At 48.4% G+C, this 26,005-nt stretch carries 25 protein-coding genes; 14 read left to right on the top strand and 11 right to left on the bottom strand.

All coding sequences use genetic code 11. The features are described 5' to 3' along the window. Positions 1-81: 81 nt before the first annotated feature. Together F4V51_RS27065 and F4V51_RS27060 are read right to left on the bottom strand one after the other, a co-directional pair. On the bottom strand, positions 82-852 hold the full coding sequence (locus F4V51_RS27065) for a DODA-type extradiol aromatic ring-opening family dioxygenase (protein ID WP_153980271.1): 771 nt from the start codon (positions 850-852) through the stop codon (positions 82-84). Further along, positions 852-1,526 carry an alpha/beta hydrolase gene (locus F4V51_RS27060; RefSeq protein ID WP_153980270.1) on the bottom strand — a complete coding sequence of 225 codons (675 nt, stop codon included), beginning with the start codon at positions 1,524-1,526 and terminating at the stop codon, positions 852-854. The genes F4V51_RS27065 and F4V51_RS27060 overlap by 1 nt, the downstream gene beginning before the upstream one ends. Positions 1,527-1,739: 213 nt before the next feature. Between F4V51_RS27060 and F4V51_RS27055 the strand changes: the two genes are divergently transcribed. After that, positions 1,740-2,111, top strand: coding sequence for a glyoxalase superfamily protein (locus F4V51_RS27055; protein ID WP_153980269.1), 372 nt, complete (start codon positions 1,740-1,742; stop codon positions 2,109-2,111). A 32-nt stretch (positions 2,112-2,143) separates the two neighbouring features. Beyond that, positions 2,144-2,692, top strand: coding sequence for a helix-turn-helix domain-containing protein (locus F4V51_RS27050; protein WP_153980268.1), 549 nt, complete (start codon positions 2,144-2,146; stop codon positions 2,690-2,692). 78 nt (positions 2,693-2,770) lie between these two features. On the opposite strand, the gene F4V51_RS27045 is transcribed toward F4V51_RS27050, so the two are convergent. From F4V51_RS27045 to F4V51_RS27025, 5 genes are all read right to left on the bottom strand, one after another. Then, positions 2,771-3,490 carry a 3-ketoacyl-ACP reductase gene (locus F4V51_RS27045; RefSeq protein ID WP_153980267.1) on the bottom strand — a complete coding sequence of 240 codons (720 nt, stop codon included), beginning with the start codon at positions 3,488-3,490 and terminating at the stop codon, positions 2,771-2,773. A gap of 78 nt (positions 3,491-3,568) precedes the next feature. Then, positions 3,569-4,468, bottom strand: a complete 900-nt coding sequence (locus F4V51_RS27040) for a DUF4097 family beta strand repeat-containing protein (RefSeq protein ID WP_153980266.1) — start codon at positions 4,466-4,468, stop codon at positions 3,569-3,571. Continuing rightward, a complete protein-coding gene (locus tag F4V51_RS27035; protein ID WP_153980265.1) occupies positions 4,465-5,058 on the bottom strand; it encodes a DUF1700 domain-containing protein in 594 nt (197 codons plus the stop codon). The genes F4V51_RS27040 and F4V51_RS27035 overlap by 4 nt, the downstream gene beginning before the upstream one ends. Next, complete coding sequence (locus tag F4V51_RS27030; protein ID WP_095291024.1) at positions 5,051-5,380, bottom strand: PadR family transcriptional regulator; 330 nt, start codon at positions 5,378-5,380, stop codon at positions 5,051-5,053. Before F4V51_RS27030 ends, F4V51_RS27035 begins: the two co-directional genes overlap by 8 nt. 261 nt (positions 5,381-5,641) lie before the next feature. Next, positions 5,642-7,186, bottom strand: coding sequence for an FAD-dependent oxidoreductase (locus tag F4V51_RS27025; RefSeq protein ID WP_153980264.1), 1,545 nt, complete (start codon positions 7,184-7,186; stop codon positions 5,642-5,644). A gap of 386 nt (positions 7,187-7,572) precedes the next feature. Here F4V51_RS27025 and F4V51_RS27020 point away from each other — a divergent pair, with 386 nt between their 5' ends. After that, entirely contained in the window at positions 7,573-10,392 is a 2,820-nt protein-coding gene (locus tag F4V51_RS27020) for a glycoside hydrolase family 3 C-terminal domain-containing protein (RefSeq protein ID WP_153980263.1), read from the top strand. A gap of 102 nt (positions 10,393-10,494) precedes the next feature. Here the strand turns inward: F4V51_RS27020 and F4V51_RS27015 are convergent, their stop codons facing one another. The 3 genes from F4V51_RS27015 to F4V51_RS27005 all read right to left on the bottom strand — a co-directional run bounded on the left by F4V51_RS27015 (position 10,495) and on the right by F4V51_RS27005 (position 13,988). Further along, positions 10,495-11,334, bottom strand: a complete 840-nt coding sequence (locus F4V51_RS27015) for a methyl-accepting chemotaxis protein (RefSeq protein ID WP_153980262.1) — start codon at positions 11,332-11,334, stop codon at positions 10,495-10,497. A gap of 186 nt (positions 11,335-11,520) precedes the next feature. Further along, entirely contained in the window at positions 11,521-12,030 is a 510-nt protein-coding gene (gene nrdG / locus F4V51_RS27010; RefSeq protein ID WP_153980261.1) for an anaerobic ribonucleoside-triphosphate reductase activating protein, read from the bottom strand. Continuing rightward, positions 12,027-13,988, bottom strand: a complete 1,962-nt coding sequence (locus tag F4V51_RS27005; protein WP_153980260.1) for an anaerobic ribonucleoside triphosphate reductase — start codon at positions 13,986-13,988, stop codon at positions 12,027-12,029. Before F4V51_RS27005 ends, nrdG begins: the two co-directional genes overlap by 4 nt. Positions 13,989-14,370: 382 nt before the next feature. Here F4V51_RS27005 and F4V51_RS27000 point away from each other — a divergent pair, with 382 nt between their 5' ends. Then, positions 14,371-16,014: a GAF domain-containing sensor histidine kinase gene (locus F4V51_RS27000; RefSeq protein WP_153980259.1), complete on the top strand. Its 1,644-nt coding sequence runs from the start codon at positions 14,371-14,373 to the stop codon at positions 16,012-16,014. Between the two features lie 181 nt (positions 16,015-16,195). Then, positions 16,196-17,134, top strand: coding sequence for an aldo/keto reductase family protein (locus F4V51_RS26995; RefSeq protein ID WP_153980258.1), 939 nt, complete (start codon positions 16,196-16,198; stop codon positions 17,132-17,134). 106 nt (positions 17,135-17,240) lie between these two features. Here the strand turns inward: F4V51_RS26995 and F4V51_RS26990 are convergent, their stop codons facing one another. Further along, complete coding sequence (locus F4V51_RS26990; RefSeq protein WP_153980257.1) at positions 17,241-18,365, bottom strand: GGDEF domain-containing protein; 1,125 nt, start codon at positions 18,363-18,365, stop codon at positions 17,241-17,243. Between the two features lie 274 nt (positions 18,366-18,639). Here F4V51_RS26990 and F4V51_RS26985 point away from each other — a divergent pair, with 274 nt between their 5' ends. The 9 genes from F4V51_RS26985 to F4V51_RS26945 all read left to right on the top strand — a co-directional run bounded on the left by F4V51_RS26985 (position 18,640) and on the right by F4V51_RS26945 (position 26,004). Beyond that, on the top strand, positions 18,640-19,035 hold the full coding sequence (locus tag F4V51_RS26985; protein WP_127537336.1) for a Fur family transcriptional regulator: 396 nt from the start codon (positions 18,640-18,642) through the stop codon (positions 19,033-19,035). Then, positions 19,011-19,817, top strand: a complete 807-nt coding sequence (locus tag F4V51_RS26980) for a winged helix-turn-helix domain-containing protein (RefSeq protein WP_153980256.1) — start codon at positions 19,011-19,013, stop codon at positions 19,815-19,817. The genes F4V51_RS26985 and F4V51_RS26980 overlap by 25 nt, the downstream gene beginning before the upstream one ends. A 234-nt stretch (positions 19,818-20,051) precedes the next feature. Next, positions 20,052-21,512, top strand: coding sequence for a catalase (locus F4V51_RS26975; RefSeq protein ID WP_153980255.1), 1,461 nt, complete (start codon positions 20,052-20,054; stop codon positions 21,510-21,512). Positions 21,513-21,770: 258 nt separating this feature from the next. Further along, positions 21,771-22,187: a BlaI/MecI/CopY family transcriptional regulator gene (locus tag F4V51_RS26970; protein ID WP_095291044.1), complete on the top strand. Its 417-nt coding sequence runs from the start codon at positions 21,771-21,773 to the stop codon at positions 22,185-22,187. 1 nt (position 22,188) lies between these two features. Beyond that, positions 22,189-23,049: a M56 family metallopeptidase gene (locus F4V51_RS26965; RefSeq protein ID WP_153980254.1), complete on the top strand. Its 861-nt coding sequence runs from the start codon at positions 22,189-22,191 to the stop codon at positions 23,047-23,049. 41 nt (positions 23,050-23,090) lie between these two features. After that, positions 23,091-23,501, top strand: a complete 411-nt coding sequence (locus F4V51_RS26960; protein WP_153980253.1) for a DoxX family protein — start codon at positions 23,091-23,093, stop codon at positions 23,499-23,501. A gap of 214 nt (positions 23,502-23,715) precedes the next feature. After that, positions 23,716-24,417, top strand: a complete 702-nt coding sequence (locus F4V51_RS26955; protein WP_153980252.1) for a pirin family protein — start codon at positions 23,716-23,718, stop codon at positions 24,415-24,417. A gap of 55 nt (positions 24,418-24,472) precedes the next feature. Then, positions 24,473-24,808: a hypothetical protein gene (locus F4V51_RS26950; RefSeq protein ID WP_153980251.1), complete on the top strand. Its 336-nt coding sequence runs from the start codon at positions 24,473-24,475 to the stop codon at positions 24,806-24,808. Positions 24,809-25,050: 242 nt separating this feature from the next. Beyond that, positions 25,051-26,004, top strand: coding sequence for an ABC transporter permease (locus tag F4V51_RS26945; RefSeq protein ID WP_153980250.1), 954 nt, complete (start codon positions 25,051-25,053; stop codon positions 26,002-26,004). The last annotated feature ends 1 nt before the right edge of the window (position 26,005 follow it).

Genomic DNA, 26,005 nt, shown 5'->3' with positions numbered 1-26,005 from the left:
GGCATGAAAAAAGGCACTCCAGGGAGTGCCGATTGATGTATTCCTTGCGTTCAGCAATGACTATGGTATTGCTACTTAAGCTTAATCAAACTTCCAGCAGGACAAGCTTAGATTACCGTATTGATATGCTTTGAATAACAGGGATGCCTTCTTGGTCTGATCGCCAGCTCCCATAGCCAGCAGCAGGGGTACAAAATGCTCTGGTGTAGGGACTGCAGCACGAGCGGATGGTGCTACCTTGTCATAAGCGAAGAGGGCTTCCGTATCCCACTGGACAAGCTTGTCCTCCAGCCATTGGTCAAACTCCAAGGCCCAGGAGTCCACGCCGTTACTTTCCCAGTTCAGCTGGCGCAAATTGTGGACTGTGCCGCCGCTGCCAATCACAAGGATATCCTGTTCGCGAAGTACAGCAAGTGCTTGACCGATCTGATACTGCTGCTCATTCGTCAAGTAGCGATTCACGGAAAGTGCAATGACCGGGACATCTGCATCTGGGTAGAGCAAGCGAAGAACAACCCAGGCACCGTGATCCAGCCCGCGCACGGAATCAGCCTCAGCGGGAATGCCAGCTTCTTTAAGCAGACGAAGAACATCTGCAGTAGTCTCAGCGTGCCCATGAGCCGGATATTTGATCTGATACAGTTCCGGCTGGAAACCGCCAAAGTCATAGATTGTCTCATATTGAGCCGTAGAGGATACAAGCTGAGTTGCAGACTCCCAATGGGCGGAGAATAAGACGATAGCTCGGGGTTTCGGCAGATCCTGTCCGATTTTTTGCAGGAATTCGGTATAAACATTCTCCTCCAGTGCAAGTGAAGGCGCACCATGTGCGATAAAGAAGGATGGCATCATTATGCATTCAGTCCTTTCGTATGGTTGGCAGCCAGTTCAGCGTCGCTGCGAAGCCATAATTGGAATTGATCATAAAGCTCTGCGGTGACGTGATGTCCACCAGAATAAGGAACGTAAGTTACACTGCGAGCATGTTTACGGAAATAATTCGCATTGTCTTCACCCAACTGCAGGGGAAACATGTGATCCTGGTCTCCATGGGAGATAAATACGGATAACGAAGTTCCAGGGTCTATTGGATATTCGTCTTTTACAAATTGCGGAATGTATCCGCTCATGGCTACGATTCCTTTGATTGCATCACCCATGATCAAGGAGAGCGTCATCGCCATAATGGCACCCTGACTGAATCCCGCAATATAACGTCGAGTCGGGTCAATGGCATATTCAGAGGACAAATCTCCGATCAGCTGCTGCAAACCCTGAACCGAAGCGTCAAACAGCTCACGAACCGGATTACCAATGCTTTTAATTTGAAAATAGGCATAACCGCTGCCCTGAACAAGGGGTCCCCGAACAGCTACGATAATAAAATCAGATTGCAGGGGTTCCATTAGACGAAGCATATCCTGCTCGTCCGAACCCATACCATGGAGGGCGAAAATAACGGGATATTGCTGATCTGTATTGTAATTCGAAGGCAATCGAACTTCATAAGTAAATGAGGTATTCATTGAAATCACCGCCTGAAGAAAGTTATATAATAATAGTTCACCAATATGAAATAAATATTCTTATTTATAAACAAAATTTATCACGAATCCATTGTAGGGTCAATATTTTTTTTGTATTATGAAAATATGTTACGTATTAAAAATCTCTAACTTAACTACTAAAATAACGCTGCTGATTGTGATGTTCATATTAATCCCGAGGATGTGATCAGGATGCTGCAAGGGATCGTGCCTATTTTGAGAATATTTGATGAGGATAAGGCCAAAGAGTTTTACGTCAACTACCTGGAGTTTGTCGTAGATTGGGAGCATCGATTTGAAGAGGGGATGCCCTTATATATGCAGATATCGCTTGATTCCATTGTTCTTCACCTGTCCGAGCATCACGGCGATTGTACGCCGGGAGCTGCGCTGCGAATAGAAATGAAGGATCTGGGTGCACTCTGTGGCAGGCTTAATCAGAAAAAATACAAACAGTCCAGGCCGGGAATTACGGATACGCCTTGGGGATTAAGGGAAATGACCGTGACAGATCCGTTTGGCAATCGGATCATTTATTACGAGTCTCCCCGTGCGACAGACTGAAGATTTAGCAAGAGAAGGGTAGGAGAAGCAGTATGGATATCGGTTTGGCCATTCGTACGATTAGGAAGCAAAAACAGATTACGATTATGCAAATGTGCGAGGGGACGGGGTTGTCAAAGGGCTTTATCAGCAACGTCGAAAATAACAAGACATCCCCTTCCATTGCTACACTTGAAAGTATCGCGGATTATCTGGAGGTTCCCCTGCCTTACCTGCTGCTTACACCAGAACAGCGGATGAATGTGGTGCGCAAGGATGAGCGGCAGGAAACGACTGCGGGCAGCGGTTCGATCAAGGTACAGCATCTGACGGCAAAAGGGGCCATGCGCATGTCGATTGTAGAACTGCCACCGGGTGTTTCCACAGGGGTCAACAAGCATGCAGGGGAAGAGAGTCACCTGGTCCTCCAGGGCAGAATTCGTGCAGCACAGTGTGAGGACGTTGAGATATTGGAAGTGGGGGATTCGTTTAGCTGGAATGCCATCGTTCCCCATGAGGTAACGAACATTGGAGATGAGACAGCAGTTGTGTTAATCGCCGTGTCCAAAGAGCTGGATCTGGACCGTTTGTGGGACAAATAGAGGCGCGGCAGCATCTCTTAGGTAAAATGAAAATAGACCGCCAGGAGGTTTCCGGGCGGCCAAATTCATTTCTGCTGTTTACTGCGGATTGGTTGTCCAGATTCCAGCAGCTTTGACAAATACACGATCGGAGAGCTTAAGTGTCGCCAGAGCCAGCTCGGCTACATCTTCCGCTTGCATCATGCGATCCTCGTCTCCGATTTTCAATCCGGCATTGGTAGCAAGCTCTGTATTAACTGTGCTTGGGGTTAACGCCGTTACACGAATGTTGGATTTGCGCACTTCCTGCATCAGGGATTCGGTCATCCCCAGCAGCGCGAACTTGGATGCACAGTATGCTGATCCTGTAGCAAATCCACGTTCACCCGCTGTGGAAGCAATGTTGATTATACTGCCGCTGCTTTCCTTGATCATGCTCGGCAGGACGGCACGAGTCACATAGTATGTACCCATAACGTTAACATGCAGGATACGCTCCCATTCTTCAGGCTCCATGTCGAGCAAGGTACCGAAGCTGGCAATACCTGCATTGTTGATGAGAATGTCAACCGCGCCTAGTTCCATTTCTATTGCTGCTACTGCTGCTTCAGCCTGTGTACGATCAGAAATGTCAGCTACAGCACTTGTGACCTTAATGCCATATGCCTCGCTTAACGTTAGCTGAAGGGCCTCCAGATCGGAAGCCGTACGTGCAATCAAGCCGAGATGCACACCTTCCTTGGCAAGTGCTTCGGCAATGGCGCGGCCAATACCTTTACCGGCTCCTGTAATGACAGCCGTTTTATTTTTAAGTTCCATGTGGGTAATTCCTCCTTATAAGTTGGAATGGCAGTTGATTATACTATATTACCCACAGTTCTCATATTTGCTTCATCACTACTTGGTGATACGGATGCTGCCAGAGGTGGTACGGGCCTTGATGACTTCCTTGCTGTTCATCAGAGATTCCGGTACATTTACATCTCCGGAAGTGGCACGAGCGTCGTAGACTCCTTCAAAATCGGGTGCAGCTTGAATGAAGACGTCTCCTGATTGTCCCGATACATCCACCGCTGCAGAATGGGTCTGTTCGATATGAACACTTCCCGAAGTGAAGCGGATATTGGCTGCTCCGTTTAACTGTGTGATTTCTACATCTCCTGATGTTATTTCACTGTTCACATTACCATCTAACTGATCTGCAGTGAAGCTTCCGGAGGTTTGCGTTACAGTCATGTCACCATCGATAGTGGAAGCCTTGATGTCCCCTGAAGTGAGATCCAGATCAATACGCGGGGCCGATATATCTTCCAGCCGAATGGATCCCGAGGTATTGTTGAGCTCAAGCAGATTGGCATGTAAACCGGCCAACTTCCAGTCGCTTGAGGACGAATCGAGTTTAACCTCATTTAATTGGTGGCCTTCAGGCAGAGCTACGGTGATTTTGGAATCCCGATCACTCCAATACAGGGTGAAAAACTGTATTCGCTCACGTTTTGTCTGAGCCAGCTTGAACGTGCCGCCAGATAACGTGGCCTGTTCGAAACTTTGGATGACAACCGGGTCCCATTTACCGTCTACCTCAATATAACCATTGGAATCCGGGCTGACCACGAATTCGATATCCGCGCTAAAATTGGCATCCATAATTACATTTTGCAACTCATCATTTTTGAAATCCCATCGTTTGGAGTAAGCTTCCCGATCATCTCCGAACTGAACTCCATATATGGACGTGCCGAGCAAACCTATTCCGATACAGATGACAGCCAAAGCCAACCACTTTTTTGTACTCATGCGGAAACGTCTCCTTTCATCGTTTTACTATTCCATCTAATGTATTGCAGCGTGACGGCCTTGAAGCCCTTGAAAACTCGCTGTGCGGCCAAGAAGAACAGAATCCCAACACCAAATGCACCAATAGCTACAAACAGCTCTGCCTTATCAAAAGGACTGAGGAACAGGAAGTCCACCGCAGCTGCGACCGGGGCCAATACCAGCAAGGACATACTGGCAATGGCGAGCCATAGCGACCAGAGGGTTAACCCCAGAGGAATGCCCAGAATCAAATTCAGAAAAATCAGGCCAATCCCTGTAAAAAAGTTGCGAGCAGCCCGGTTGCTGTTCTTTGGCGGCCGCATTTCACCATAAGTCGGAGCGTAGAAGGGATCGGAACCCGGCGTGTTCACGTCATAGCGCTCACCGAGTGCTTCCCGCGCAATCTCTTCCGGATGGCCTAACTCGCGGGCGATCTCCTCTTCAGTTCTTCCTTCCTGAAGCCCGAGCTCGAAGTGCTGATCATAGTCAGCGAGCAGCTCCGCCCGTTCTTGAGGCTCCATCGGCCGCAGATGGATTTCCATGGCCTGCATAAATTGTTGTCTATTCATGATCGGTTCCTTCCTCAATCAGATTTGCGACGTTGCGCACAAATTCATTCCATTCCGTAGTCAGTGCCTGCATGTAGTCACGACCTGTGTCCGACAGCTTGTAATATTTACGGGGCGGACCCTCGCTTGATTCCTGCAAATAGGTGGTGCAGTACCCGTCTTGAACAAGTCTGCGAAGTAAGGGGTACAGTGCACCCTCGGCAACTTCAATATGTTTGGAAACCGCCTGAGCCAGTTCGTAGCCATACCGATCCTGGCGGTTAATCAGCACCAGGACGCATAGCTCCAGTACTCCCTTTTTGAACTGGATATTCACGTTCACACAGGTTCCTCCTTAATCCTTCTTCAATCACTAGTGTGTATTGATCAGTAGTTGTGAAATCATAATAGCATTCAGTACTGTATATTGCAAGGTAGTGATTTAAAAATAGTTCCGTGTCATGGTTGTGCTCAAGAACAGACACCCGATGCTCGTGTAAACTTCGATTGACTTCCCATAAGAACAGCATACGTAAAACCCGGGTAGGATGCCTCCGTCCGAAGACGGAATCCTACCCGGGTCTGGAAACTGAATCTACTCTGTTTATTCTGTGGCTTCAAGCACTTTAAGATCTTTGACAGCCGGTCCTTCAATGACTTTGCCGGCAAAATCGAAGCGGGAACCGTGGCAAGGGCAATCCCACGAGCGTTCCCCTTCATTCCATTCCACTTCGCAACCCAGATGCGTGCAGGTTGTATCGACCAAAAACAGTTTGCCGCTGGTGTCCTTGTAAGCACCGGCACGTTTGCCGTTATGACGAACAACGGCACCTTCGTCATTGCCGATCTCGCTGACGTTCTTGTGAACGATGCCTACTTTTCCGGAGATCAGCTCTTTCGCTACATTCGCGTTTTCGATGATAAAGTTTTTCATACCGGGATCGGTCTTGAATCTGGCTGGATCGAAGACAGCGGCATGGGGATTGTCACGACCGGTGATACGATCTGCCAGAATATGTCCAGCCATCGTACCAGTGGTCATGCCCCACTTGGCGAATCCGGTAGCGACATAAACTCGTTCATGCCTTCCGGTAATCGGTCCTATATAAGGCACTTTATCAATGGATATCAGATCCTGGGCGGACCAGCGGAATGGAATGCTGCGGATGCCGTACGTTTCCTCTGCGAACCGCTCGAGGCGTTCATAATGACCATAGGTGCAGATTCCTTGTCCGGTTTTATGGTTTTCCCCGCCGAAGAGAATGAGCTCCTTCCCTTCATGGAGCACCTTGCGAAGGGAACGGGCTGGCTCATCATCCGAGATGTACATGCCGCCGGCATAAGGCTTTTGAGGTTCTACGGCAACCGCATAAGAGCGCTCGGCGTGTAACCTTGTGAAATAAAAACCAGGGTCATACACCGGAAAGTGGGAGGCTACAACCACATGTTCTGCTGTCACGGATGGGCCATTACCATAAGTACGTACATGAAGTGAAGCATCTTCTTCCACATCAGTGACTGTCGTATGCTCATAGATCTGAACTCCCTGCTTAACGGCAGAATCAAGCAAATGGTGTAAATAGGCGAGAGGGTCAAAGCGAGCTTGACCTGGCATCTTAATGCCTGCTCTCGATGGAACTTGAATCGGAAGCGGATCGACCCACTGACCTGGAATGTTCAGCTTGCCGTAAGCGGTGAGCTCAATCTCCAGCTTTTTCAGATTATCTTCGGATTGAATGTACACGTAGGCATCTTCCTCTGCCCACTGGCAATCGATCTGTTTCTCTTTCACGAGATTGCGCATCCAGTTGGCGGCCTCCGCATTGCCTTCATAATACATGCGCGCCTGTTCCTGTCCGAAGTGGTGAAGCAGTTCATCGAAAATGACCCCATGCTGTGCAGAAACCTTGGCTGTTGTATGTCCGGTTGTACCATCCAGTACTTTCCCGGCTTCCAGCACCACCACACGCATTCCACTTTGGGCAAGCAGATAGGCTGTTGTGATGCCAGCAATCCCTGCACCAATAATGGCTACATCTGCACTGATATCTTCAGTAAGCTTCGGATAGGCGTCAAATTCATGAGTAGCCCTCCAGATCGATTCCGGTATGGGGGGCAGGCCCGCCGGGGGCTGTTGATTGTTGCTCATTCGGTTGTCCTCCTTGATCTTTCTTCAGGTCAAAAATGAAATGGTTCGTATCCCATGCAAGCGCGAAGTTGATGTACTCCTAACCATGATTGCCACACTATGTCAGAATAAAACGAGGTGGCTGAGACTTTACAAATCATTGTTCACATTTTCCTGAAGAGGACCCCTGTTATTTTTGCCTGACATGCATTATGATAGGGTTATCGAAACCGTTTTAGTAAATGTACCAGGGTAATGTATACAGATGTTTAAATGTTGATTTAACAACGTTTTTACCTATATAAAACGAGTCGTAGATTTATCAAAGTGCACCGTGTTCATTACATTATATGTATTCGCTATCATTAGCCGATAAACGATATGAAGTATAAAGGAGATTTCAACCCATGACGAATCAAACCAAATATCCATTTCAGGATACAACGCTCGAACTGGACGCAAGGGTTAAGGACCTGGTATCCCGTCTGACGGAAGATGAAAAAATCGAATCCATGCTGCAATACCAGCCAGCGGTAGAACGCCTGGGTATTGCTGCTTATAAACACGGAACAGAAGCCGCCCATGGCCTGGCCTGGCTTGGTGAAGCTACATCCTTCCCGCAGCCTGTTGGACTGGCTTGCACATGGGATGCGGAACTTATGAAAGAAATCGGTTCTGTCATCGGGGACGAGGCGCGCGTGTTCTACAAACGCAATCCGGCTGTGAATGGTCTTACCCTGTGGGCACCTACAGTTGATATGGAACGTGACCCGCGTTGGGGCCGCAATGAAGAGGCTTATGGCGAAGATCCGGAACTGACTGCCGAACTTACCACTGCACTGGTCAAGGGGATTCAGGGAGATCATCCGAAATATTACAAGGCTGTTGCAACGCTCAAGCACTTCCTTGCGAATAATAATGAAGTGGATCGCGGAAGCGGCTCATCGAGCATTGATCCACGCAATATGCGTGAATATTATCTGAAGGCATTCGAGAAACCGTTCAAGGAAGGCGGAGCGCAGTCAATGATGACCGCGTATAACTCCATTAACGGTACGCCGGCACTGCTTCATCCTTTTGTGAACGAAATTGTCAAAGGCGAGTGGGGCATGGATGGTTTCATCGTCAGCGATGCAGGTGATGTGATGGGGATCAAGAACGATCATAAGTACTATGATTCTCATACACCGGGCACGGTGGAGTCCGTCAAAGCGGGAATCGACAGCATTACCGATGATGCGGATCTGTCCAAGCAAGCCCTTCGCGAAGGGTTGGAACAAGGAACGCTAACAATGGAAGATATCGACCAGGCATTGTTCAATACATTCCGTGTACGTTTCCGTCTGGGTGAGTTCGATCCGGCTGAAGGCAATCCGTATGCGTCCATTGGCGAAGAAGCGATGATGACAGAGAAGGCGAAGGCCCTGTCGCTAAGAGCAGCAAGAGAACAGGTTGTATTGCTCAAAAACGCTAAAGGCACCCTGCCGCTGAATAAAACCAAATCAGGCAAAGTGGCTGTCATTGGTCAGCTGGGCGGCACTGTTTACCGTGACTGGTATGCTGGCACCATGCCTTACAGCGTATCTCCGCTTGAGGCAATCAGCGGCAAGGTAGGCAGCGATAAGGTTGTGTTCAAGGATGGAAATGACCGAATTACATTGACTTCGGTAGCGAATGGAAAAGCAATCGGACTGGCTGAAGGCGAGAAGTCACCGCTTATTGCATCGGGAGAAGCAGAGACGTTCACGCTGACGGATTGGGGCTTCGGAAGTCTCACGCTGCAGGCAGAAAGCAATGGCAAATATCTGACCACGGATGAAGAAACGGTAACGGCTTCAGCAGATGAAGTGTACGGCTGGTTCGTGAAGGAAGTATTCCACTTGCTTCCGCAGGAAGATGGTAGTGTCGGTCTGACAACATGGAATGGCAAAACGGTAACCGCGCCAAATGGCGGAAACGACGCATTTGCCGTGTCAGAAGAGCTGAAGTCTTTTGGTGCAACCGAGACGTTTAAGAAGGACATCGTTGTGAACGGGCTGGATGAAGCTGTAGCCGCTGCGAAAGAAGCAGAAACGGCCATTGTATTTGTCGGGAACAATCCGCTTGTGAACGGGAAGGAAGAGATTGACCGTCCAAGCCTGGATCTGGCTGAATCCCAGCAACGTCTGGTTGAAGCTGTATATGCGGCCAATCCGAATACCGTTGTGGTTATTGTGGGCAGTTACCCGTTCACATCCAATTGGGTTCAAGAGAACATCCCGGCTGTACTGTACACTTCCCATGCAGGACAGGAACTGGGTACGGCTGTCGCCGACGTGCTCTACGGAGATTACGCACCAGCAGGCCGTTTGAACATGACGTGGGTGCAATCCGCAGATCAGTTAACGGATATCAAGGACTATGACATCATTCAATCCGGACGTACGTATCAGTATTTTGAAGGCAATGTACTGTATCCATTCGGACATGGATTAACGTATGCTGCGTTCAAATACAGCAACCTGGAGTTGAATCCCGACCAAGCGGGACCCGAAGGAACGGTCAAAGTAACCGTCGACGTAACCAACACCGGAACCATTGCCAGTGATGAAGTCGTCCAGTTGTATGTACGCGCCGGCAAATCCCGTGTGAAACGTCCACTCAAAACGTTAAAAGGATTCCGTCGTCTCCATGTTGAAGCTGGCGCAACCGTAAAAGTGAGCTTCAGCTTGCCAGTACAGGAACTGGCCATCTGGGATGTCACCCGTGATCGTTATGTGGTTGAAGCAGGAACGTATTCCATCATGGTCGGCAAATCGTCATCCGATATTCAGCTTGTTGCTGATCTGACGGTCGATGGCGAAACAATCCCTGCCCGTAATCTGAGCGTGGTGACCCGTGCTGAGAATTATGATGCTTACTTTGGTGTGGATCTGGATGAGAGCAAGGAAGGTGGAACTTCTGTCCGCGTGACGGGGGAGCACGGATGGATTGCTTTCAAAGATGCCGATCTAGGGGATCAAGCAGCAGTCATTGAAGCACGTGTATCGTCAGAACAACCAGGTGCAGCACTGGAAGTTCGTCTGGACGCAGCAGACGGAACACTGGCAGGACGTGTCGACATCGCACAAAGTGGTGCACAGCAATGGTCTACGGTGAAAGCCGATCTTCAAGGTGCAGCAGGCCAAAGGGACATCTATATTATATTGTCTGCGGGTGTACGCATAAGCCATTTTGAGATTCGCTAAACAAAGCGGATAGAATGAGCTTGCCGCATACTAAATAATTGAATAGAAGAAAGCCTCCGAATCAGATTCGGGGGCTTTTCCACTTGAGTATCGATATGTATATTATTTGCCGTCAAACGTAATCAGTTTGTTCACGAATTGTTTCAGCTGCTGGCTGGTTTCATTCAGCTGTTCAATGGTACTCATGAAATTGTTGACGAGTTCCGCCTGTTCCTGCGAGCTGGCGGTAATCTCTCCAAGCTCATTTTCCATCATTTGAATGGATTGCCGGACAGCGAGAAGGGACTCTTCAATTTGGGTGGTGGCTTGCTTGGTATCTACCGACAGTTTGCGGATTTCTTTCGCAACGACGCCGAATCCGGCTCCTGCATCACCTACACGGGCAGCTTCAATGGCTGCATTTAAACCAAGCAGGTTGGTTTGTTCGGAGATTTCCCGGATGAAGCTCGCAACCTGAGTTACGTTACCTGATTTCTGTACAGCTTGTTTGGAGTTATTCCGGATTTCCTCAGTTGTGGCGCTCAGCTCCTCGGAATGTGCAGCCACATGCTGCACGCTATCAATAAGCTGATTGGTCAGATGCTCCGTCGCTTCCATGAGCTGTTGTAACTGAGCCTGGTCGTCCATGCTGTAGAGCAGATTGAATATGGCGATGACCTCACCCTGTTCGTTTTTGATCGGCAGGTACGATACATCAAATGGAACACCGAATAATTCCTTGGGATAATGATCGAACTGCTTCTCCGTCGTGCCTTTCAGATCGGCAAAATTACGATTGGGTTCAAGCAAAGGATCTCCCGCTTTGAATTCCAATTGTTTTAAGGACTCTCCTGCAGAAAAGTACAGGAACTTCTCCCGATCGATAATGGAAAGGGTTACATCCTGGCGTATGGTATCACGGAAAAACGGCATACATGTAATGAATGCTTGAATAATATCCATAGTTAGGTAATTTCCTCCTAAAATGTTTAATGTAGAAAAGTGCTAAAGTTTATTTTAGTAACCACCTATATATTATATCGACATGCAATAAAGAAGTGAGTAGTGAAAAAATAAAAAAATTCCCATCGAAAATACACGCAATTCATCCTCTGCGTATTTCCAATGAGAATATCGATTGGGATCATGCTATAACGACTCAAGGTCTACTGTAACAATTTGTTGATCTCTTAACGTCGCCTGCACATCCACCAAGCGCTGATTGCGGCTGCCCCGAAAGGGTAAGGATATATCCCGTTCGGCAGCCACGTAGGGGCCATCTACAATGACATCACACAGCCAGGCCAGTTCAGCCCGTATAGGATCAGTGACAAGCTCTTCATAGGTGAATCCGGTATAGGCCCACACGGTCCGATCAGGGCATGCATCGCGGAAACGGCGAACCCAAGGGATGCATTCCTCTGCTGAGAAAAAGGGATCACCCCCGCATATTGTAACCCCATCCAGCAGGGGATGGGCAGTTATCTCATGCAAAATCTGCAGCTGTCGCTCTGCGGTGAAATGTTCTCCTGCCCGGAAGCTCCATGAATCCGGACTGAAGCACCCTGGGCAGGCATGACGGCACCCGCTGATAAAGATGACCGCTCGCAGACCAGGTCCTTCATTTACAGATTCGGGAATATAACCGTACAGATTCACTTATGTTTCACCCGATCCCGCACTTCGGCCTGTTTCGCGGAATTGAAGCGTACCTTGTAGTCGCCGGTAAGATAACCGGTGACCCTGCGCAATCGCTGAAAGTGCACGTGGTCCTCGTGTGCCTCACACCCAGGACATACATCACCAATGACACCTTCATATCCGCATGCTGGACAGCGGTCTATCGGGTGATTAATGGAGAAATACCCAATATCCTGTGCGAGTGCATATTGAACAATACGCTGAAAGGCGCTGGTATTGGCCCGTACATTTCCATCCAGTTCAACATAGGAAATGGCCCCGGCATTGCATAGCGTATGGAAGGGAGCCTCCAGTTCAATTTTGCGGTAAGCTGGCAGGGTGTAATAGACCGGAATGTGAAATGAATTTGTGTAATATTCCCGGTCATTGACCCCGGCAATGAGTCCATATTGCTCGCGGTCAATCTTGGTGAACTTGCCGGATAACCCTTCGGCAGGCGTGGCAAAGAGCGTAACATTCAGGTTATGCAGTTTACTCATGCGGTCACAGAATTCACGCATGGTGCGGATAACATTCAACGCCTCACGGTGGATATGGGGGTCCTGTCCATGGTGCCGGCCATACAGTGCGGTCATGCATTCGGCAAGCCCAATAAAACCAATGGACAAGGTGCCATGCTTCAATAGTTCGGCTACCGGTTCATCTGGTGCGAGCTGCTCACCGCCTTCCCACACCCCTTCCCGCATCATGAAATCAGATGCTTTGGCAGGCTGTGCCGTTTGTATACGATAGCGGTGCAGCAGTCCGGAAGCAGCACGTTCCATGACCTTTTCCAGTGCTGCATAGAATCCCGTACGGTCGGCGACGGCCCGTGCACCCTGACAGATGCCATAACGAATGCCGAGCTTGACCAGATTGATGGTGTTGAACGAGAGGTTGCCTTTGCCGCTCTGCCGATTGCGTCCGAAGCGGTCTGCCAGCGTACGTGTACGGCACCCCATGGTGGCGATGATGGTATCCGGATCTTCAGGCCGATAATAAGGCAGGTTGAATGAGGCATCCACGTTGACAAAGTTCGGATACATGCGCCGGGAAGAGCAGATCACGGCTAGTCGGAACAAGTCGTAGTTGGGTTCCCCTTGAGCCTGGTTAATTCCCTGCTTGCACTGGAAGATATGCTGTGGAAACACGGGTGTTTCCCCGCCACCAAGGCCGCGGATGGTTGCCTCCAGCAGGGAACGGGATACAAGCCTGCCTTCGGCTGAGGTGCATAGTCCATAGTTCAGCGAAGTAAAAGGAATCTGTCCACCTGCCCGGCTGCTCATGGTATTCAGATTGTGAATCAATGATTCGGCAGCCTGTCCGGTCTCCAGTTCTGTTTCCTCACAGGCAAAAGCAAAAGCACGCGGGCAAGCTTCTCGTGCCACTGGACTATCCAGGTGCAGATGCTCGTCGTCAATCTGCGTGTGCTCTCCAAGCAAACGCTGTCCTTTGCGATAATGTTTGCGGAAGGAGCGCTGTACATAAGGAGCCAGGTCCCAGTCGATTTTGTTGGCGGATACTCCGCCGTACTGACTGTTTTGCTGTGATTGAAATATGATGGCGACGAGCGCCATTGCAGACATGATGGTCTGCGGGGTACGCACGGAGCCGTTACCCGTATTGAAGCCGGAGGCCAGCAGTCGATCAAACGGGATAAAGATGCAATTGGTTGTTCCAAGCGCATACTGATCCAGATCATGAACGTAGAGATCTCCATTCTCTACAGATGCAGCAAGCTCTGCCGGCAGCACATGACGAAGAGCATGCCACTTGGCCGTCTCCGAGCCGAGCCTGCTCATTTTGCCGCTGAACGAATCACCATTGAGGTTGGCGTTCTCCCTCAGTGTGTCTGCGTCTTCTGCGCCAATAATTCGTCTTCCCAGGTCGGATAATAGATCGGATGCCGGTGGAGTGGCATACTCAAGCAGGTTCATGTGAGATTCCTCCCAAATATTGATTTATAATATCGGTCATTTCATTTAAACACTATATGTAGACTTGCATTATCCATTTATAAACTATATGTGGATTTTTGGGTGTGATCATTCTCACACTGTAACCTTCTACAGGCAGGAACTGCTGCGGGTGGAGTGGATAAAGGTTTTCAAAGTGAACTGGGAAGAGTATAATTCCTATTTACGCTGTACTCGGGATAAGCTTGGATTTCATACACTATGATTCTCTTGGGCTTCTATGGTGGTAAACATATATGTACATGTTGTGACAGTTAACTTAAGAAATTTGACCCTCATATACAGGACAGATTCATTTTGAGATAGAGATGTAGAAATACAGCTAAGATTTGAGGGGTGGATCATGGGAACGGCAGGGATTACGAGAGGCTTTTATGAAAATGTACAGGAAGCAGCGTCCCACATCGTGGACGTGTTAAGCGGGGTATTGGAGGTCAATACGATCTTTGTTGCCACCAATGACGGGACGACCAATGTCATTTTGGAAGCTTTTAACCGAAACGAGGAACTGGTTATCAGTGGCAGTGAACTTCCATTTGATTCTTCCTACTGCAGTCTGGTGCTGCGAAATACAAAAGAAAACCTGATCATAACGGATACTGCAGCACATCCGCTGACTTGCTCAATGGATGTAACCAAGGCGCTCGGTAACCGTTTTTTTGTGGGCATACCCATCATGCGGCGTTCGGGTGAAACCTTTGGGACGATTTGTTTAATGGACAAGCCGGACTATGTCATTAGTGAGACAGATATGAAGACATTGAACGCCATGGCTGTATTCCTTGGATATGTCGTTGACTTGGAGAATACTCTGCTCATCCAGAAACAAAAGCTGAATGATACGGAGCAGCTGAAACAGCAGCTGCAGATGGAGAAGGAACGTGCAGAATCGGAAGCGATGACGAAGGCCCAGATGATTGCGCTAATGAGTCATGAGATTCGCAACCCGCTCAATGGCATTCTTGGTTTAACTGATCTGATGCGTACACCGGATATGCCCGAAGAGCATGTGGAATATGTGGACATGATCGAGACCAGTGGCAACATCCTCCTGTCTTTGCTGAATAATATAATGAACTTTAATATTAATGAAACAGGTAGAACGGTAGTTCATGATGATCCCTTTGACCTGGTTTCTACTATTGAGAGTACTGTGTATCTGCATGCCGGGCTGGCGATGGAGAAAGGAATCGAGCTGGGACTGAACCTTGAGATGAATGTCTCTCAGGTCTTCGTGGGAGATGAGGTCAAGATCGGTCAGCTGCTCGCAAATGTGCTGAAATATGCCATTGATTCCACGCGTACAGGTTCCGTGCTCGTTACGGCCGTCGTAGATGGTCAGAATGTGGATGAGGCTGGTACGTTGCTGCTTCACATCAAATATACGGGCCGGATGCTGGCATCGGACAAAAAGCTGCAGGCGTTTAATACACTGGACGGAAATGTCAGCATTCAGAAGCTTGTGGGCACCAACCTTGGTTTGGCCGTCAGCCAAAATCTCGCCATTCTCATGCATGGCCGTATCGAGGTGACCAGCCTGGCTGAGGAGGAGACGGAATTTCAGATCAGGCTGCCCTTGATGAAGCACTGGGAACTTCCGCAGCTTACAGGCATCCAAGAGCGATTGAAAGGTAAAACGGTACTGCTGGTCAAAGCTCCTGATATTCTGCAGGGAGTATCTTCCCTCATGCGCAGGTGGGAGATGGATGTAAACATGACATCAGACACGAACCAGGCAAAACACTGGTTGGAAGATGGACTTGAGCCTGAAATTGCCGTCATTGACATGGGGTTAGATCCAGACAAGGCCATGGATTTTATTCATGAATTAAAGGGAATGGCCAAACAACTGCCGATCATCATCCTGGTCCCTTACGGAATGCATATGGATCCTCAGGAGGCGGGGAACGTTAATGCTGTCTTAACCAAGCCGGTTAGACAGTTGGACTTGCTGAACGCACTGAGCGCGACATTGCACCGGGCATAAGAAAATATAAGCAGCGTACCTAATCAGGTACGCTTTTTTTGTATACGGAAAGAGCACGCCTCGAATCGGTTCTGTTTATTTATCCGTTTTCTTTTGTTAAATCCCTTTTCATCCACGCTGGTTACGTTACAATAGAAAAGTAAGAATCATACTCATTAATCTAGAGGAGGATGTGCATTCAATGGAATACCGCAGATTGGGTGGAAGCGGACTGAAAGTAAGCGAGATCAGCTTGGGCAGCTGGCTGACGTACGGAGGATATGTGGAGCGTGAAAATGCGGTGAAGTCAATTGAAACCGCATTCGACGAAGGCATTAACTTTTTTGATACAGCAAACGTATACGAGCGCGGCGCGGCGGAAGAGCTGCTTGGGCAGACTTTGAAAGCATATTCCCGTGATTCCTATGTTCTTGCAACCAAAGTGTTCGGCAAAATGGGCGACGGTCCGAATGACCAGGGCTTATCCCGCAAACATATTAAGGAGCAATGTGATGCCAGTTTGAAACGCTTAGGCGTGGAATATGTGGACATCTACTATTGCCATCGTTATCATACGGAAACACCGATTGAAGAAACGCTGCGTGCACTGGATGACCTGGTTCGTCAAGGAAAAGTGCTGTACGTAGGCGTAAGCCAATGGACTGCTGCTCAGATGGAAGCAGCGCTGGGTACCGCTGACCGTCTGCTGCTCGATCATATCGTGGTCAATCAGCCGGTCTATAACATGTTTGACCGCTATATTGAGAAGGAGATTATTCCACTGGGTGAGCGTAAGGGAATCGGACAAGTTGTCTATTCTCCACTTGCACAAGGCCTGTTAACCGGCAAGTACACCTCGGCTTCAGATCTTCCGGAGAACTCCCGTGCGGCGAAGCTCGGCTGGGATGAAGGCAAGATCAATGCAGACAAAATCGGAAAAGTGCGTCAGCTGATTGAAGTAGCGGACAAGCTGGATCTGAAGGTTGGGCAGCTGGCACTTGCATGGATTTTGCGTCAAACCAATGTATCCAGTGCTCTTGTAGGGGCAAGCCGTCCGGAACAGGTGAAGGAGAATGCTGCTGCCTCAGGTGTGAAACTGGATTCATCCATTATTGAAGAGATCGAGCAGATCCTGTCTTAGTGGCTAGCAGCCTTTCAAGGTGCAGTTTGCAAACTAAATGGTAAAAAAGGATGCCCCGCAGCCATCATTAGGCTTAACTGCGGGACATCCTTTTTTGTGTTTTAGGCTAGAGCAGACGATTGCCAATAAGCACCTTGGATCGCTTCGGAATGGCGCAGACCCGATTTCTCCCGGTATTTTTGGCTTCATATAATGCACGGTCTGCCTGCTCGAAGAAGTCAGCATCATCCTGCTCGTCGCAATGATCCGGAAAGACGGCTACCCCGATCGAAATGGTCAGACGAATGGTTGTGCCATCTGGCAGAGCGAAGAGATACTTTTCAACAGACTGTCGGATGGATTCGGCAATGGCCAGGGCTTGATGATTGCCGCAGTCCAGCAGCAGGATTGCAAATTCCTCGCCACCGTTACGTGAGACCATGTCAGCTGATCGCGAATGTTCGATAAGTAATTGCCCCAGCTGTTTCAGGACAGCGTCTCCAGCACTGTGACCGTACGTATCATTCACCTTTTTGAAGCGGTCGATGTCAATGACAAGCAGGGAAAGCTTCTGTCTGTTTTCCCGGGCACGCTCCAGCTGCAGTTCCAGGGATTTCTCAAACTGACGGCGATTGCTGAGATTGGTGAGATGGTCTGTGGATGCTCTGCGTTCCAGAAGGAATAACATCTCATTCGATTTATTAATAAATTCGGCGATAAAATAAATAAAGATCCCACCGACAAAAGAAATCGTCATTTGTAACGGATATACTTTCATTAATGAATTCATGCTGCTGGAATTCAGCACCAGAATCACAAAGATCAGTGTTATGCCCAGCAGGTTCATCGTTATGATTTTGGTTAATCTCGACCAGGAAGCATAGGCAAAATATACACCGGATAAACCGATTAAAGTCATGACGAAACCGGCATCAATCGCTGGAGACGACAGACCAAAGATGGCAATGCGCAGGATGGAGATGACAAGTCCAGAGATGACCGATGCCAGACCTCCCAGATACACTGCGGCTGTAACAATCGCAAGATGGCGCAGGTCCACTATGGTATCTTCATTAAGAGGGAAGGAATAGTTCATCAGCACAGTACCATAGATACCAAACAGGAAGCCGCCGATTATCTGCACACGTAATGAGGGGAACGGAACACGAATGTTATAGTATTTGGCAATAATTCCGGATATGTACATGAATGTGATCATGACACAGATATTAATAAAGAACGTGCTTAACAATGAACAGCCCTCCTTTAACGCACATTACTATATTTTATCTGAAAAAGAGCACAGTAGCGAACCATATTATAGCAAATGTGCAATTCGATTGCTGGAAATGGTCTATTATTAATATAAGTTTTCTGGTAATAGACTCGTATTGACTTCATTATACATTAAGATTTATACTTAATCTAAATCAAAATTTGTTTCAATGTTTCTGGGAATCATAGCGATCGATGGATTGCTGTGTCATCGTATATATTTTGGAATGGATTAATAAAGGAGAATTGCCGTGAAAACTCTAAATCTGACGATACAAAGACAGGCCGTATATGATGTAGTACGCCACTCGGAAGACCATCCGACTGCTGCAGACGTGATGAACCGTCTGGTCGAACAAGGCTATAATCTCGCCTATGGCACCGTATATAATTCGCTGCGTTATTTAACGGACAAAGAATTGATCCGGGAGCTTAAGCTGGGTGAGACTGCCAGCCGATATGATGCTCGCATGGATGACCACCAGCATATTATGTGTGAAGTCTGTGGCAAAGTGGATGAGGTTATGACAGAGGTCCCTTCGGCGTGGATGCAGCAGGTGGCCGAGGAAACCGGTTATGCAATTGATCACGCTCATGTGGTCTTTGGAGGTGTCTGCGGGGAATGCAAAAACAAACGGATCAAGTAAAAATCAGGATGTCTGATCGACGTTTGCCGCTGCGGGTCAAGCCAGCTCTTACTGATCCGGCTCCCTTTGTGGAAGCTTGTCCTGTCACACGGCGTGTCATTCTGATCAGTCCGATGCCAGGCCAGGTTCATGAACTGGTCAAAGCGTTGACGGATAGCTGCTTCGATGTATTGGTGTTTCATCGTTGGGAACCGGATCTTCATGAACGGCTGGTATTTGATCTGTTGATCTATGATCTGTCTGTGGCTGGAACGATTGATGCGTTCGCTGGCATCAGCAGCCGTTTGAACCGGGAGGCAGAGCGTATGGCACCTTGCCTATATCTGGTGGGCGAGAATATGATAGGCAGCGCAAGCGGACCCATGCTTCAGGAAGAGCTGCTGGTGTGGCCAGCCCGTCCGCAGGAAGCACTGTACCGGGTGCAGCGCATGATTGGCAATAGTCCGGTTACGCCGAAGCGCGGCTTCTTGCCTGAGGAAGGGCAACGGATCAGCTTCAAGGACCTGTGGCTGGATCGGGAGCGGATGAGTGTTCAGCGGGACAATGAGCGGATTCACTTGACGAAGACCGAATACGATCTGCTGCTGAAGCTGATTGATGCCAAAGGAGCTGTCATTTCCCGGGAGGAGATGCTCAGCGATATTTGGGAGACTGATTTTACGGGTGGAAGCAATGTAGTTGATGTTCATATCAAAAGCTTGCGCAAAAAGCTTGGAGATAACGCAGCTTCCCCGCAATATATTGTTACAGTAAGAGGAGTGGGCTACCGCCTGGCGGATTAGTCCGCTTTTTTTTATTTCTAGTTATTTATGACATAAGCAGATGTTCATCCTTCATTCATGAAACGATCAGGATACTCATGATAACCTCATGCGAAACTCATGCAGATTCTCTATGGGACATGTTAGAATCATTTTAACAGTTAGATCAAGTCTAAATGTATATTTAAAGTAATGACGAATATGATTTAAATAATAGATACACAGGCATGAGGCCATCATGAGGAGGATGCAGAGATGACAGAACATATGACAACGAACCAGGGAGCACCCGTGGGTGATAACCAGAATTCCCGCACAGCAGGCAGAAGAGGACCGACTCTACTTGAAGATTATCATTTGATCGAGAAGATTGCCCATTTTGACCGTGAACGTATTCCGGAGCGGGTCGTGCACGCCAGAGGCGCGGGTGCTCATGGGGTATTTACCCTGGAGAACAGTATGAAAGAGTTCACCAAAGCGGATTTCCTCCAGGAGCCTGGTACGGAAACACCTGTACTGGTCCGTTTCTCCACGGTAATTCACGGAACGGGGTCGCCAGAGACTGCGCGTGATCCACGCGGGTTTGCCGTCAAGCTATACACGCGGGAAGGCAACTATGATATTGTCGGTAACCATCTGCCTGTATTCTTCATCCGTGACGCGATGAAATTCCCGGATATGGTGCATTCCCTGAAGCCTGCGCCAGATACGAATATTCAAGACCCTGCACGGTACTGGGATTTCATGACCCTTTCACCTGAGTCCACACATATGATGACGTGGTTGTTCTCTGATCTGGGTACGCCTGCGAGTTACCGTGAGATGGATGGATTCGGTGTGCACGCCTTCAAATGGATTAATGCGCAAGGCGAGATCCACTACGTGAAGTATAAGTGGGAGTCTGCACAGGGTGTGCGCGGCTTCTCTCGTCAGGAAGCGTCTGAAGTGCAAGGACAGGACTTCAACCACGCTACCCGGGATCTGTATGACCATATCAAAAATGGCCAGTATCCGCAGTGGAAGCTGCAGGTACAGCTTCTGAAGCCGGAGCAGATGGATGATTTCTCATTTGATCCGCTTGATCCAACCAAAACCTGGCCGGAAGATATCATTCCGTTTCAAACGGTAGGAACCATGACCCTGAATCGCAATCCGCAAAACTTCTTCGCTGAAGTCGAACAGGCGGCTTTCTCGCCAAGTGCATTGGTGCCTGGGATTGAGCCATCTGAGGATAAACTGCTGCAAGGACGCCTGTTCTCCTATCCGGATACCCAGCGTCACCGCCTTGGACCAAACTATTTGCAGATTCCGGTGAACTGCCCGTATGCACCGGTTCGCAACCATCAGCGCGATGGACTCATGAATGTGAATCAGGATCCCTCCCCTGTGAATTATGAGCCGAACAGCTCCTCCAGCAGTCCACAGGAAGATCCGGCATACCGGGATACTCAGGTGCCGCTGCACGGTCATGTTACACGGGAGAAAATTGAGAAAACCGATGATTACACGCAGGCAGGCGAATTGTTCCGTTCCTTCACGGCCGAAGAACAGAATAATCTGATTGATAATCTGATTAATGACCTGAAAGGTGTTCCGGCCCAGACGCAGATGCGTGCATTATGTCACTTCTTCCAGGCTGATGGACAGCTTGGCGGACGTCTGGCTCGTGGACTGGGTGTAGATATCTCGGCATACATGCCATCCGGCAGACCGTAAATAAGAGACATTATTAATATTTTTTCATAAGCTTGTAGGTAATAAATGAATACGGATAAGGCTGGGCATGACTGCAGAGAATGCAGGGCTGTCCAGTCTTTTTGCTGTCTTTGCAGCCGAGCTGGCTTCTCATATATGATCCCAGTGATATTCTGAAATGGAAAACAAATTTACAAATCATTTACAATAAATAGCTGACATAGAGGTTGACTTCTCGTTTGATGGCACTACAATGGGTAGTGTGAGGGGTGTCTGAACATGAAAATACACAATTTTAAAGTGGGTGAGCGTGGGCTGAATCGTTTTTTTGGCCCGCTGGAAGCGAAGATTATGGATATCTTATGGGCGCGTCCAGGTAGCAGCATCCGTGAGGTGCAAACAGCACTTGAACAAGATAAAGATGTTAATTTTAATACCGTCATGACGGTTATGAACCGGCTCGTGGACAAGGGTCTGCTTCGCAAAACACAGAAGGGCCGGACGTCACTGTATCACCCTGTACAGAGCAAGGAGGAGTTTATGAACGACCAATCGAAGGAGCTGTCGCATGAACTGGTAGACGAATTCGGTGCACTTGCAGTGAGCCACATGCTGGATGCACTGGATGAAGCCGATGCGGGGTTGATTGAACGTCTGGAGCAGAAGATCAAACAATGGAAAAAGGATAGCGACTGATATGTGGAAGGCCCGCTCGAAACTGTTGTTTACTGTCGGGTTTGGCATTCCGCTACTTGTGTTCATTCAAATGTTTATGTACGCCATGTACAAACTGTTTGGCTGGGACATTCCCTTTAATCTGCTCTGGCTGTGCAATCACTGGATGAGCCGTATGGGATGGTTGTCGGTAGGCCACTTTTTGATGCTGCTTGTCGTGCTAACCTTTGGAGGAACAGGCTGGCTGTTCATGCATCGAATGATGAAGACGCGAGCAGCTGTACGCAAGCTCCATGCGATCGAGAACCAAGAAATGTCCAGAGCACTTGAGGTCAAGTACCGCCATCTCCAACAACCGGGGTTCATCGTCGTGGACAAGCAGTCACCGATTGCTTTTACGATTGGTTTATGGAGGCCTTACATTGTTCTCTCGACGGGGTTGCTCGGTATGCTCGATGCTGAAGAAGAAGCAGCTGTTGTGTATCATGAAGTACATCATCTATGGCACCGTGATCCGTTGAAGACAACGCTGCTGTCGGTGTTTGCCATGATGATGCCGTATATTCCTGTTTTGAAGCATACTTCAAAACAATATCATATCGTCCGCGAAATTTTAGCCGATAATGAAGCAATTGAACGTACGGGAAATGCAGCGGGAATTGGCAGTGCCTTGCTCAAGCTGATCCGCGCTTGTCCGGAACCATGGCGCGTAAGGGAGATGGCTGTGCAATCCTCGTTTGCCGATACGTCGGTGAATGTGCGCATCTCTCGTTTGCTCGATCCGGAACAAGATGTTGAGCTGGCTCTCCCGTGGTTCGCCATATTAATGTCGGCGACAGTGTTTTTGTTGATGTCAGTTTTGTTTGTTTGGTCGATCGGATAAATTGAATGTGACACACTTTAATGTCGAGGAGGAAGATGTACATGAATAGCAGGAGTGTAGAGATTGGCTTGTTCTTCTTAAGAATCATGATCGGGCTCATCTTTGTATTGCATGGGTGGAGCAAGTTTGAAGGTGGAATCAGCAGTGCGGTAGGTTTTTTTGAGAGCATGGGTATTCCTGGGTTCCTCGCATCCGTTGTTGCCATTATTGAGCTGGCCGGCGGGGCCGCGATGATTCTTGGATTGGGAACACGTGTGTTTGCTGCTTTGTTTATTGTCTTGATGGCAGGGGTTCTGTTTACGGCCAAAGTAGGTCAGCCATTTGTTGGTGGTACTGAATTTGACTACCTGACGCTGGCAGGTTCCCTGACCTTGCTATTCACAGGCAGCCGCTTCCTCGCGGTGGATCAGTTGATAGCTAGACAAGGTAAGGTTCAGAATGCAAGTTCATAAGACGCACCGTTTGTGAGCATGTATTTCATAAAAAAGCAGGCTAAGCCTGCTATTTAAGCCTTTTCCTGCTGGATTGGTTTGCGGGTAATTATACTTGTGAACTGCTCTGGCAGGAGAAGGTTTTTTTATTTTGGACGCCAAGCCTAAACTTTTGGTACAATGAGAATAAGTATGCTACTAAGAAAAAATAAGAACATTACGGAGGATGTGCTTTATGATTAATATCATTCCATCTGAAGCCCGTGCCAGCTTCGACCGGGGCTGGCTGCGCGGCAGTCACACCTTTTCCTTTGGAGAATATCAGGACGCGGAGAACACAGCGTTTGGGCCGATGCGGGTAGCAAATGATGATGTGATTGCACCTGGGCGTGGTTTTGGTGCACATCCGCATAGTGACATGGAGATCGTATCCATTGTGCTGAACGGCAAGCTTCGTCATGAAGACAATCTTGGCAATGTAGCTGTAACCTCGTTTGGGGGAATTCAGCGAATGTCCGCGGGCAGCGGCATGATTCACACCGAGCATAATGCATCCGATACGGAAGAGGTACGTTTGCTTCAGCTCTGGTTTATGCCTACGACGAGAGGGCTGCAGCCTTCGTATGAGACGACATCATTTGATCCTGCTGCACTAACGGGAGCGCTCCTTCCTGTAGTATCTCCTGAAGGTGGACCGCGGGTTGCATCCATTCATCAGGATATGACCATATATCTAAGCCGTTTGACTAAAGGTGAGGCATTAACATATAAGCAGGATGAGGGACGTCGCCAGTATATTTTTGTGATTGAGGGTAAGCTCGGACTGAATGGTGAGCACGATTTAACTGCTGGCGATACAGCGAGGGTAGAACAGACTCAGGTCACGGAATTTCAGGCAAGTGAGGACGCGTTCTTCATGCTCATTGATTTGCCTTAACTTGAGTGGAACGCAGCATTTAATAGACACGAGCACTAAGGGAGGATATACGTCTATGGCACAGCAGGAATGGTTTATGGTTAAACATGGGGTGACCGGGCGAGGTCTGGCGAATAGCAAAATAGATTCCCTGTCCTATCGGTTCCAAAAAGAGGGCGAAGGCTTCGTATTCACCGTTACAGGTTTGGATGATCAAACCGTGGAACAGATCATTGAGCTCAGACAGGAGCTGAACGTCTTTCGATTCGTACAGCGCAAGGATCAACCCCTCCTGAAGCACTGGTACTATGTCCAAGGAGACCGGGTTGCATACGATAAGGATCGTGGAACCCTTACGATTTTTGCGAATTCCGAGATTCGTTATGTGCCTGAAGATTACTTTGCTGATTAATGATCATACGTAGATGGGTCTTCCATACCGGAAGGCCTATTTCTTTTTGTCTATTTCATATGGCATGTGATGTTTTTTAGGTTGTTTTAGGAAATCCCAGAAATTGCGAAGTTACGGAAGGTTGACATCTGGAAATTAATATAGATATAATCCATATTAATTGATAATGAATATCAATATCATATGGAAGAATAGAGTCATTATGTTGTCATAAGGCTATCGGTGAGGGGTTTAGTAGAGAGATGAAGTTAGGTTATATGTTGATCGCACTGGTTGTTCTGTCTTTCGTTTACATATTTATCGGCAACTCGGACATTTCGCCCCTGGATATATTCCACTTGACCCCAGTGCAGCTGCAGGTACTGCAAGTCAGCCGGTTTCCCCGTCTGATCAGCATTCTGGTCGCGGGCATCAGTATGAGCGTGATTGGTCTGATTATGCAGCAGCTGACACGCAACCGGTTTGTTTCGCCTACAACAGCAGGCACCATGGATTCCGCAAGACTTGGAATTCTGGTGACCCTGATGTGGTTCCCTGGCGCGTCCTCTCTGCAAAAAATGCTGGTTGCCTTCGCCTTTGCCCTGGCAGGTACGCTGATCTTTATGCGAATACTCGAGAAGGTTAAATTCAAGGACACGATCTACATCGCTCTTCTGGGCTTGATGTTCGGTAATATCGTTAGTTCGGTGACGACCTTTTTTGCTTACAAAAACGATTTGATCCAAAACATATCCTCTTGGCTGCAAGGTGACTTCTCCACCATCATGAAGGGCCGATATGAATTGATCTATATCAGTATTCCGCTGCTGATTATCGTCTATCTCTTCGCCAACCGTTTCACACTGGCGGGGATGGGAGAAGACTTCGCAACCAACCTGGGCCTGGCATATCGGAGAGTGGTGAACCTCGGATTGATTCTGGTAGCCATGGTCTCGGCTGTAGTCATTATCACCGTAGGCACCATTCCGTTTTTGGGTCTGGTCGTACCCAACATTGTGACGCTTTATAAGGGAGATAACTTGCGTGACACGCTGCCCCATACGGCCGTACTTGGAGCGATATTCGTTCTGGTCTGTGACATTCTGGGTCAATTGATTGTTTATCCGTACCAGCTGTCCATCAGTTTGACAGTGGGAGTCGTAGGCAGTGTGCTGTTTCTGTATTTACTGCTTCGAAGAAAGGCAAATGGGTCATGAG

This window comes from Paenibacillus xylanilyticus (assembly GCF_009664365.1).
In the GTDB taxonomy this organism is placed as follows: Bacteria; Bacillota; Bacilli; order Paenibacillales; family Paenibacillaceae; genus Paenibacillus; species Paenibacillus xylanilyticus_A.
This window is presented reverse-complemented; position numbering and strand designations above follow the sequence as displayed.